Origin of the sequence: Inhella inkyongensis (assembly GCF_005952805.1) — a bacterium.
Classification (GTDB): domain Bacteria; phylum Pseudomonadota; class Gammaproteobacteria; order Burkholderiales; family Burkholderiaceae_C; genus Inhella; species Inhella inkyongensis.
This window is the reverse complement of sequence record NZ_CP040709.1, coordinates 1,117,522-1,126,974: the sequence shown is the minus strand read 5'-3', so window position 1 is coordinate 1,126,974 and position 9,453 is coordinate 1,117,522. Positions and strand designations below refer to the sequence as shown.

Sequence of the window (9,453 nt, the reverse complement as noted above, 5' to 3'; positions counted from 1 at the left end):
CGCCTGCGGGCGCCCTGCCTGTTTCTGGACTTCCCCAAGCCTCGCTCGCCATGTCTGCCCTCAATCCTTCGCTTCAACTGGCACTGCAACGCCTGGCACAGGCTTTCGAGGAAGCCATCGAGCGAACCCAGGAGGCGGCGGGCCAGTTGGCCGGCTCGGCCCTCAAGGCTGCGCGACGCGATGAACTGCTGCTGACCCAGGCCTTGCTGCGTCAGCAACGCAGCCAGTGCCTGGGCCAGTTTCAACAAAACCTCATTCAGGCGTGGAACCCCAAGAGCGAAACCGTGGCGCAAGGACGGCCAAGCAATTGGAGCGAACTGTCCTTGCTCGACGACACGGCGGTCGACGCCATCGTTGCGGCTGACCGCATCGGCAAGGCTCTGGGCCATAGCTGCGAGTGGGAGTTGCGCGAGGTCGAGGCCTACACCGGCGCCCTGCTGGGTGACCCTGAGGCCGGACCGGATCGCAACCCGGTGCGCCCTGAACTGATCGCACGCGCCCTGCTGGCCGCGGTCGATGGCATGACCGACCAGCCCGGACTGCGCCAGACCCTGAGCGAGGAGCTAACCCGCAGTCTGTCCCTGCTGATGAAGATCTGCTACTCCGACCTCGCCATGCAGTTCGTCCAGCGCGGACTCACCGCACAGGACATGCGCACCGTGAGTGCCGAAGGCGGCGGACGATCCAGTTCCGGCGACGGACTCAGCACCAGCCAAGCTGGCGCCCTTGGCAGCAGTCAGGCCGGCGCCATGACAGCTGCAGAGCGTCAAGCCCTGGGTGGAGCGACCGCCGCGCCTGCCCCCATCGGCGCACGGGGCGGTCTGGGCCATGTCGAGCCCGTGGTCATGGACCTGCTGCGGCGGCTGCACTTCAGCGCGCCGATGCTCAGCCAGGCATCTTTGGCTGACGCCAGCGCACCGGCGGCCGGCAATCTGATCCATCTGCACCGCGAAGAGCTGCGGCAGGCCACCCAGACACCTCTGGATCACATGGTGATCGATGTGGTGGCCAGCCTGTTTGACGCCATCCTGGCCGACCCCAAAGTGCCGCCGCAGATGGCGCGCCTGATCGGCCGCCTGCAGCTGCCGGTGTTGCGCGCAGCACTCGGTGACACCAGCTTTTTTGCCAAGCGCAGCCACCCGGTACGGCGCTTCGTCAACCGCCTGGCCTCCCTGGCCTGTGCCTTCGAAGATTTCAGCCGCGACCCCGGACTGGGCTTCCTGCAGCGCGTGGCCGAGCTGGTCGAGGAAATTGCGGGCGGCGATTTCGAGCGCCTGGCCACTTACGAAAAGCAGCTTGACGCGCTCGAGAGCTTCATCGCTGACCAAGGGCAAAAGCTGCTCCAGGCCCAGGGGCAGGACACCGCCGCCCTGTTGGAGCGCAAGGAGGCGCAGGCGCGCCAACGCCTGCAGTACCAAAAGCAGTTGGAAAAGGCCCTGGGTGAGCTGCCGCTGCCGGAGTTCCTGCGGCGCTTCCTCAGCCGCGATTGGAGCGCGGTGATCGTCCACGCCGCCAACCAGGGCGAGCAGCAGGAGTTGATGGCGCGCCGCCAGGGTCGGGATCTGGCGGTCTCGGTGCTGCCCAAGGGCGGCTCGGCCGCACGCAAGGATTTCCTGACCCAATTGCCGCTGTTGGTGCGAGGCGTCAATCTGGGCCTGGACAACGTGGGCACGCCCGAGGCGTTGCGCAAGCAGCTGTTTGCCGACCTCTTGCCCGTTCACGCCGAGGCCCTGAAGACCCCAGCACTGTCGGTGCTGGATCAGAACCTGCTGATCAAACGCATCGAGGCGGCTTTTGGTCTGGCCGTGCCCGACGAAGCCGAGGCCCTGCGCGCCACAATCTCGCTGGACATCGACCTGGAACAGGTGTTCGCCCCCGATGAGGCGCATCAGGTGGGCCTGGTGGCCGAAGCCGAGGTGGCCTGGACGGGGGAGGTCGACATCGACCTGAGTGCCGAAGCAGCAGCGCCGCTGCAGGCCGTGGACATCAGCATCGATGGCCTGCCGAGTGCCGAAGCCCCCGAGCCGACGCAGGGTGCGGCACTCTTCGAGCACCTGCAGCTGGGCTGCGTCTACCGCATGCACACCGGCGAGGGCTGGCGCAAGGTCAAACTCACCCACATCAGCGCACAACGCAGCTTCTTCATCTTCACCGAGGGCGAGCAGATCGCCAAGACCGTGACGATGACCGCCCGCATGCTGCGGCGCCTGTGCGAGAGCGAGCGCCTGAAGGCCTTCGAGTCGGCCTTCCTGTTGGAACGCGCTACGGCCCGCGCGCGCGAGCAATTGGCGGCCCTGCTGCCGGCCAAGAGCGGCGGCCGCTAAGGAAGCGCTGAATAAGTCCTCGCGGGACGCGTTTGCGCGAGAACCGGCCGGATCGTAGGCGGCGCGCGAAGGTCGGGCTGGTGGCCCGACAGCCGAGCGCGCCAACGACCGAGATGGCCGGTTATCGCGCAAACCCTTGCGGGCCATCGACTTTTCGGGCGCTGGCCGGCGTTGCGTGCCTTACTCAGGCCACCAGCCTGAGTTGCGGCTCGCGCCTTGGCCAGGCATCCCGAAAAGTCGCGGCGCGCCCGCAGGGACTTGTTCAGCGCTTCCCTAACTCAGTTCGGCTGCCAAGCGCCAGGCCGCCAGCAAGCTGGCCGGGTCCGCGCGGCCACTGCCGGCAATGTCAAAGGCTGTTCCGTGGTCCGGGCTGGTCCGCAAAAAGGGCAGACCCAGGGTCAGGTTCACACCTTCGTCCAGGCCCAGGTATTTGATGGGGATCAGGCCCTGATCGTGGGTCATGGCGACCACGGCATCGAACTCGCCGGCGCGAGCGCGCATGAAGACGGTGTCCGGCGCCCAGGGGCCGCTGGCCTGGATGCTCAGCGCCTGCGCATCACGAATGGCTGGAGCGATGAACTGAATTTCTTCGTCGCCAAACAAGCCCCCTTCGCCCGCATGGGGGTTGAGCCCGGCCACCGCGATGCGCGGCCGTGCCAAGCCAAATCGCTGACGCAAGGCAGCGTCCAGCATCTGCACCGTCTCCAGCACCGCCGAACGGGTGACCTGCGTGATCGCGTGGCGCAGGGCCAAGTGCACCGTCACCAGCACCACCCTCAGCTCCTTGTTCACGAGCATCATGCGCACCGCGGGCACTTGGGCCAGGGCCTGCAACATCTCGGTATGACCCGGGTAGGGCTGGCCAGCTGCGTGTAGGGCTTCCTTGTGGATGGGCGCGGTCACCAGCGCGTGCCCCTGCCCGGCCTGCAGCACCCGGACGGCCGCCTCGATGCAACGAGCCGCCGCCGCGCCGCAGTCCGCACGTACCTGGCCTTGCGGCCCGTCGATCAGACTCGCCGGCAGGCCACTGGGTTGCCAGACCGGCAGCGCACCAGGCAGCGGCGCTTCATCGGGTGCCTCCAATTGCTGCACCGGCATGGACAAACCACACTGCCGCAAAGCGCGCCGCAGCACCGCCACATCGCCCACCACGGTGGCGGGCGCGTTCGGCCCCTGGGCCCAGGCCTTGACCACGGTCTCGGGGCCGATGCCGGCAGCATCGCCCATCGTGAGCAGGACCGGTTTCATGCCGGGTTATCCAAGTCCAAAAATTGGAACTCCAACTCAAAGCGCTCGGCCAGATGCGCGCCCAGAGCCTGTACCCCGTAGCGCTCGGTAGCATGGTGCCCGCAAGCCAAAAAGGCCACCCCGGTTTCGCGCGCCAGATGGAACTGCGGCTCGCTCATCTCGCCGGTCACAAAGGCGTCGGCACCGGCGGCAATCGCGGCCTCAAAGTACCCCTGGGCCCCGCCAGTGCACCAGGCCACGCGGCGCAGCGGGCGGCCGTCTCCACTGAAGAGCGAGACGGAGCGCCCCAAAGTCTGCTGCAACTGCATCTGCAAGGCTTCAGCCGAGCACGGCTGAGGCAGCAGCGCGGCAAAGCCCAACTGCTGTTCACCGAAACGCTGATCGGCCTGCCAGCCCAGGCGAGCCCCCAGGGCGGCGTTGTTGCCCCACGCAGGATGGGCATCGAGCGGCAAGTGATAGGCCAGCAAATTGATGTCATGCACCATCAGCGGCTTGATGCGATCCTTCAGCCAACCCGTGAGCCGACCGTCCTGACCCCGCCAGAACAGCCCGTGGTGCACCAACAGGGCGTCGGCCTGCCATTCCACAGCGGCTTCGATCAAGGCCCGACTGGCCGTCACCCCGGCCAGCAGGCGCCGAATCTCGGGCTTGCCCTGAACCTGGAGGCCATTGGGGCCGTAGTCCTTGAACTGCGAGACACCCAGCGCTTCGTCCAAATAGCGCGCGATCTCAGAACACAGGGCCATGCGCAAAGTCCTTGCTGGCGAGGGCGCGGCCTCAGACCTCGGTCGAAGTCTGCTCGGAGGCGCGGCGCCGGTTCAACACGGCCGACACCAAGATGCCAATCTCGTACAGCACCATCATCGGCAGGAAGAGCGCCAACTGAGAGATCACATCGGGCGGCGTGACGATGGCCGCCACGATCACGGCGCCCACCGCGAAATAGCCGCGCCATTCGCGCAACTGCTCCACCTTGACGATGCCCAGCGCCGCGAGCACCACCACGGCCACCGGCACCTCGAAGGCAATGCCAAACACCAAGAACAGGGTCAGCACGGTGCCGAAGTACTGCTCAATATCCGGGGCCACCTGAATGGCACTGGGCGCCACCTTCACCAAGAAGGCGCTGAGCGCAGGCAGCACCAGAAAGTAGCAAAACGCCACACCGACAAAGAACAAGGCGGTGGATGACACCACCAGGGGCAGAACAAAGCGCTTCTCGTGCGAATAAAGACCCGGCGCCACAAAGGCCCAGACTTGGTAAAGCACGAAGGGCAAAGCCAGCAAGAAGCCGCCCATCAGTGTGATCTTGAGCGGCACCATGAAGCCTGAGAACACCCCCGTGGCAATCAGCTTGGTGCCCTGCGGCAAGCTGCGCATCATGGGCTCGGCCAGCAGGTCATAAAGTCCCGCCGGACCGGGCCAAGCGCAAAGCACGCCAAAACCAATCAAGATGGCCAGCAGCGCCCGCACCAGACGATCGCGCAATTCGATCAGGTGCTCGACAAAGGGCTGCTCGGTGCCGGCCAGTTCGTCGTCGGAATCGGTCTTGTTCATCAGCGGGGCTTAAAGCGCGCGACCCGCGCGGCGCCAGATTGAACATGGCGGCGCACGCCGGCGCGTTGCTTGAACCACATCGGTGTGGCGGCTCGCTTGACGCGCCAATTTTTCTTGGGGTGCTGGTAGCTCGGGCCGCTGGCGGCCCAGTCATTGCTCTCGCTGAAGGCCTCGTTGAACTCGGTCTGCACCTCGTTCAACCCACTCTGGACGTCCTGAAAGCCGGCACTGACCTCTTGGGCTGCGGTCTGAAACTGGTTCTTGACCTTGTTCAGCTCCTCCAGCTCCATCGATCGATTGACCTCGGCCTTGACGTCCGACACATAGCGGCGCGCCTTGCCCAACAGATGGCCGACCGTGCGCGCCACCTTGGGCAGCTTCTCCGGTCCGATGACGATCAACGCCACCGCACCCACGAGCGCGAGCTTGTCCAGACCCAGGTCAAGCATGGGTACCTACCGCCAATGAGAGAAATGAGAGCGAGCGCGGTTTCAGGACGACTTCTTTTCGGTCGCCTGCACGTCGACCACCTGGCCGGCGTCGGGGCTCTGGCCCACGCGCTGCTGCGGCTCCTCAGTCGAGGCCGCGCCATCCTTCATGCCGTCTTTGAAGCCTTTGACGGCGGCGCCCAAATCAGACCCCACGTTCTTGAGCTTTTTGGTGCCAAAAACCAGCACCACGACCACCAGCACGATCAGCCAGTGCCAAATGCTCAAACCACCCATGACTCACTCCAGGAATTGATGCCTTCATTGTAGGCGTCCCCTGTGTCACCACCTTGACACAGGGCAGGCTTGGACCACTTTCGCCGCGTGGGCTTCAGCCCTTGCTCCAAGGCCGAGGCCCGCCCATCACATGCATATGCAGGTGCATGACCTCCTGCCCGCCATCCCGCCCGGTGTTGATCACGGTGCGAAATCCGCCAGTGACACCCAACTCCTTCATCAATCGCGGTGCCAGCACCATCATCTTGCCGGCCAAGGCCTGATGCTCCTCGGTCAACTCTGCATGGCTGACGATGTGGGCCTTGGGCACGATCAGGATGTGCACCGGGGCCCAAGGATGGATGTCATGAAAGACGATCAGATCCTCGTCTTCAAACACCTTCTTGGACGGAATCTGGCCCGCGACGATCTTGCAGAAGATGCAATTCGGGTCATGCGTCATGGCTTACTCCTCGGACATGGCGCGGCGCGCCTGCAGGGCGCTCCAGCCCTTGATGATGCGGAACAGGAACCACAGCGAGACGCAGAACCAGGCAATCCAACCGGGGATCAGGAAGAAGAGCCACAGCGGCGCGGTGATCAGATAGGCCAGACCGGCGTAGAGCACCGAGCGCAGCCGCCAGCTGAAGTGGCTGGCCTGCCAGCTGCCACGCGCCTCGTCGCGCTTGACCAGATCGAGCACGATGGCTGCAATCAGCAGCAACACACCCGGCTGGAAGCCCGGCAGCACCGCCCCCACGGCGACGATGCCGTGCAGGATGTAGCTGATCACGCCGACGGTGTGCAGGCTGTGCTCCTGCTCGGCGCTCAACAACACTTGAGGTTCGTTCATCGTCATTCCTTGCTTCGATTTTCTGAACGGTTGGCGAATTCTTCGAGGCCCGAAAGTCCCTCTCGGCGCGCCAACTCGGCCAAGACGGCCTCGGGCCTCACGCCCAGTTCGGCCAAGGCCAGCAGACTGTGGAACCACAGATCGGCCGCCTCAAAGGTCAGCTTGGCGGCGTCGCCGTCCTTGGCGGCCATCACGAATTCGGTGGCTTCCTCGCCCACTTTCTTGAGCATCGCGTCCAAGCCCTTGGCCGCCAGCTTGGCCACGTAGCTGGACTGGGCGTCGCCTTGGGCGCGGCGCGCCGCAATGGTGTCGGCCACGCGGGCCAGCACGCTGTCATTCATCGATAAATCCTCTCAGGGTCCACCAGCACCGGCTCCACCGCCGCCCAGCCCTCGCCGTCCAGCTGATGGAAGAAGCAGCTGTGGCGGCCGGTATGGCAGGCCACCCCGTGGCCTTCATGCCCCTCCTGGCGCACGGTCAGCAAGACCACATCGCGATCGCAGTCCAGGCGCACATCCAGCACGGTTTGCACATGGCCGGACTCCTCTCCCTTGTGCCACAGGCGTTGGCGGCTGCGGCTCCAGTACACCGCCTGCCCGCGCGCCCAGGTCTCCAGCAGGGCCTCACGGTTCATCCAGGCCACCATCAGCACGTCCTTGCTGCCGGCCTCCTGGGCGATGGCGGGCACCAGGCCGCGCTCGTCCCAGGCCACGGCATCTAGCCAGGTGGGCTGCGCAGGCAGGCGGCTTGCATGGGTGACGCCAGCAAAGCCGGCCTCGGACGCGAACCAATCCAGCACCGGCACCGTGCCCGGCAACACCGGCCACACCTGCACCGGCAGGCGCTGCCAGGCCATGCGCTGGCCCTCGTGCATCTGCAGCTCGCCGGACCAATCAAACACCTTCAAGAAATGCAGACGCACACGGGCATGCGGATAGTCCATGACCTCGATGCGCCAGGGATGGGCCGAACCGATGGTGATGCCCAACTCCTCCTGCAACTCGCGCCGCAACGCGGCCTCGGCGTCCTCGCCCGCCTCAAACTTGCCGCCCGGAAACTCCCAATGGCCGGGATAGACCTTGCCCGGCGGGCGCGAGGTCAGCAGGAACTCATCTTCCCGCCCCTGCGCATCGCGGCGCACCAGCACCCCCACGGCCACATCCACGGCCTTGCGCTCTTGTGCTTGTTCTTCAGTCATCTCTTCCTTCTTCACCCGCCACCGCCCGCGCAAACTGTTGGGCCACGCGACCGCTGCGCGAGCCACGCTCCAGGGCCCAGACCTTGGCGCGGGCGGCGCGCTGTTCCGTCATCTCGAAACCAAAGTGGCGCAACCACAGCGCGCAGATGGCCAGGTACTCGTCCTGGCTGAAGGGGTAGAAGCTGATCCACAGCCCGAAGCGTTCGGACAGCGAGATCTTCTCCTCCACCGCCTCACCCGGGTGGATCTCGCCATCGGCGCTGCTGTGAGCGCCCAGGTTGTCCTTGAACTGCTCGGGCATCAGGTGACGGCGATTGCTGGTGGCCACCAGCAGCAGGTTGTCGGCCCCAGCCGCCACCGTGCCGTCCAGCACAGACTTCAGCGCCTTGTAGCCACCCTCCCCCACCTCGAAGCTGAGGTCGTCGCAGAACAGCAGGAAGCGCTCGGGCCGCCCGGCCAGACGCTCGGTCAGCTGCGGCAACTCCACCAAATCCTCTTTGTCGATCTCGATCAGCCGCAGTGCCGGCCATTCGTTGAGAGCCGCCTTGATCAGCGAACTCTTGCCGCACCCACGCGCCCCCGAGAGCAGCACATGGTTGGCCGGCCGGCCGGTCACAAAGGCGGCCAGATTGCGACGCAGGCGGACCTTTTGCGGCTCAATCTCCAACAGCTCATCAAAGCGCAGCGCGCTCAATCGCTGCACCGGCTGCAAGCTCAAACCCGAACCCTGACGCCGCAGGCGCCAGGCCCGCGCCGCCGCCCAGTCGGGCTCGCTCCAACCGCCCAGCTGCCGCGCCTCCATGCGTTCCAGCAACTCCACACAGCGCGCCAGCAGATCGGCTGGGGCCAGCACATCCCCATTCATGAATGCGGCAAGTGCAGGCGCACCGCGTCGAACTGGTCCATCGGCGAGCGCTTGAAGCCCGAGCGCACAAATCGCAACAGGCGCCCCTGCGCAAAGCCCATCAACACGGCAGCACGTGCCTGCGCATCGACGGTCGCCGTGGCGCTGGGATCGGACTCCCGCAGCCACTGCCGCAAGGTGGACTCCAGGCGTTCGAACAACTGGTGCACACGCGCGTTCAGGCGCTCATGCTCCAGCACCAGGGCGTCGCCCACCAGCACCCGCGCCATGCCAGGGTTGGTCTGGGCGAACTGCAGCAAGGCCCAGACCAGACGCTGCGCACGCTCCGGCGCGCTCTGGGGCAGTTGCGCTATTTGCTCGGCCAGGCCAAATAGGCTGGTCTCGATGAACTCGATCAGGCCCTCGAACATCTGCGCCTTGCTGGCGAAATGCCGGTACAGCGCGGCCTCCGACAAGGACAAGCGCGCCGCCAGCGCGGCCGTGGTCACCCGCTCCGCTTGCGGCTCCTGCAGCATGGTGGCCAGCACCTGCAGGATTTGCTGACGCCGCTGCCCCGGCGCCATGCGCCCCGGTCGACTCGGCTCTGCGGGTTGAACTAGATGCATAGGGTCAGTCAGGGAAGATCCGGGGCCACGGCGGAACTGGCTCCGCCAGGCCGCTCGTGGCGCCCCCCGGGGGGAGGCGCCGCAGGCGCTTCGGGGGGG

General features: G+C 65.8%; 12 protein-coding genes and 1 pseudogene. 1 reads left to right on the top strand and 12 read right to left on the bottom strand.

Annotation, left to right across the window (positions count from 1 at the left end):
- Positions 1–50: 50 nt before the first annotated feature.
- The gene (locus FF090_RS05585; RefSeq protein ID WP_138855791.1) at positions 51–2,324 is read left to right on the top strand and encodes a DUF1631 family protein; all 2,274 of its coding nucleotides are present in this window, start codon (positions 51–53) and stop codon (positions 2,322–2,324) included.
- Between the two features lie 273 nt (positions 2,325–2,597).
- On the opposite strand, the gene pdxA is transcribed toward FF090_RS05585, so the two are convergent.
- The 12 genes and pseudogenes from pdxA to slmA all read right to left on the bottom strand — a co-directional run bounded on the left by pdxA (position 2,598) and on the right by slmA (position 9,354).
- Positions 2,598–3,572 carry a 4-hydroxythreonine-4-phosphate dehydrogenase PdxA gene (pdxA, locus tag FF090_RS05580; RefSeq protein WP_138855790.1) on the bottom strand — a complete coding sequence of 325 codons (975 nt, stop codon included), beginning with the start codon at positions 3,570–3,572 and terminating at the stop codon, positions 2,598–2,600.
- Positions 3,569–4,318, bottom strand: coding sequence for a Nif3-like dinuclear metal center hexameric protein (locus FF090_RS05575; protein WP_138855789.1), 750 nt, complete (start codon positions 4,316–4,318; stop codon positions 3,569–3,571). Before FF090_RS05575 ends, pdxA begins: the two co-directional genes overlap by 4 nt.
- A 31-nt stretch (positions 4,319–4,349) precedes the next feature.
- A complete protein-coding gene (tatC, locus tag FF090_RS05570; protein ID WP_138855788.1) occupies positions 4,350–5,129 on the bottom strand; it encodes a twin-arginine translocase subunit TatC in 780 nt (259 codons plus the stop codon).
- On the bottom strand, positions 5,129–5,578 hold the full coding sequence (tatB, locus tag FF090_RS05565; protein ID WP_138855787.1) for a Sec-independent protein translocase protein TatB: 450 nt from the start codon (positions 5,576–5,578) through the stop codon (positions 5,129–5,131). The genes tatC and tatB overlap by 1 nt, the downstream gene beginning before the upstream one ends.
- Positions 5,579–5,620: 42 nt before the next feature.
- Positions 5,621–5,854, bottom strand: coding sequence for a Sec-independent protein translocase subunit TatA (tatA, locus tag FF090_RS05560; RefSeq protein ID WP_138855786.1), 234 nt, complete (start codon positions 5,852–5,854; stop codon positions 5,621–5,623).
- Between the two features lie 94 nt (positions 5,855–5,948).
- Entirely contained in the window at positions 5,949–6,296 is a 348-nt protein-coding gene (locus FF090_RS05555) for a histidine triad nucleotide-binding protein (protein ID WP_138855785.1), read from the bottom strand.
- 3 nt (positions 6,297–6,299) lie between these two features.
- Positions 6,300–6,686, bottom strand: a complete 387-nt coding sequence (locus FF090_RS05550) for a DUF4870 family protein (RefSeq protein ID WP_138855784.1) — start codon at positions 6,684–6,686, stop codon at positions 6,300–6,302.
- Between the two features lie 2 nt (positions 6,687–6,688).
- Entirely contained in the window at positions 6,689–7,027 is a 339-nt protein-coding gene (locus FF090_RS05545) for a phosphoribosyl-ATP diphosphatase (RefSeq protein ID WP_138855783.1), read from the bottom strand.
- Positions 7,024–7,428, bottom strand: coding sequence for a phosphoribosyl-AMP cyclohydrolase (hisI, locus tag FF090_RS19390; RefSeq protein ID WP_246071560.1), 405 nt, complete (start codon positions 7,426–7,428; stop codon positions 7,024–7,026). Before hisI ends, FF090_RS05545 begins: the two co-directional genes overlap by 4 nt.
- Positions 7,429–7,437: 9 nt before the next feature.
- A pseudogene (locus FF090_RS19530) lies at positions 7,438–7,884 on the bottom strand (NUDIX domain-containing protein); the annotation flags it as partial.
- Entirely contained in the window at positions 7,877–8,749 is an 873-nt protein-coding gene (locus FF090_RS05535; RefSeq protein ID WP_138855781.1) for an ATP-binding protein, read from the bottom strand. The gene FF090_RS05535 and the pseudogene FF090_RS19530, both read right to left, overlap by 8 nt.
- Entirely contained in the window at positions 8,746–9,354 is a 609-nt protein-coding gene (gene slmA / locus FF090_RS05530; RefSeq protein WP_138855780.1) for a nucleoid occlusion factor SlmA, read from the bottom strand. The genes FF090_RS05535 and slmA overlap by 4 nt, the downstream gene beginning before the upstream one ends.
- Between the last annotated feature and the right edge of the window lie 99 nt (positions 9,355–9,453).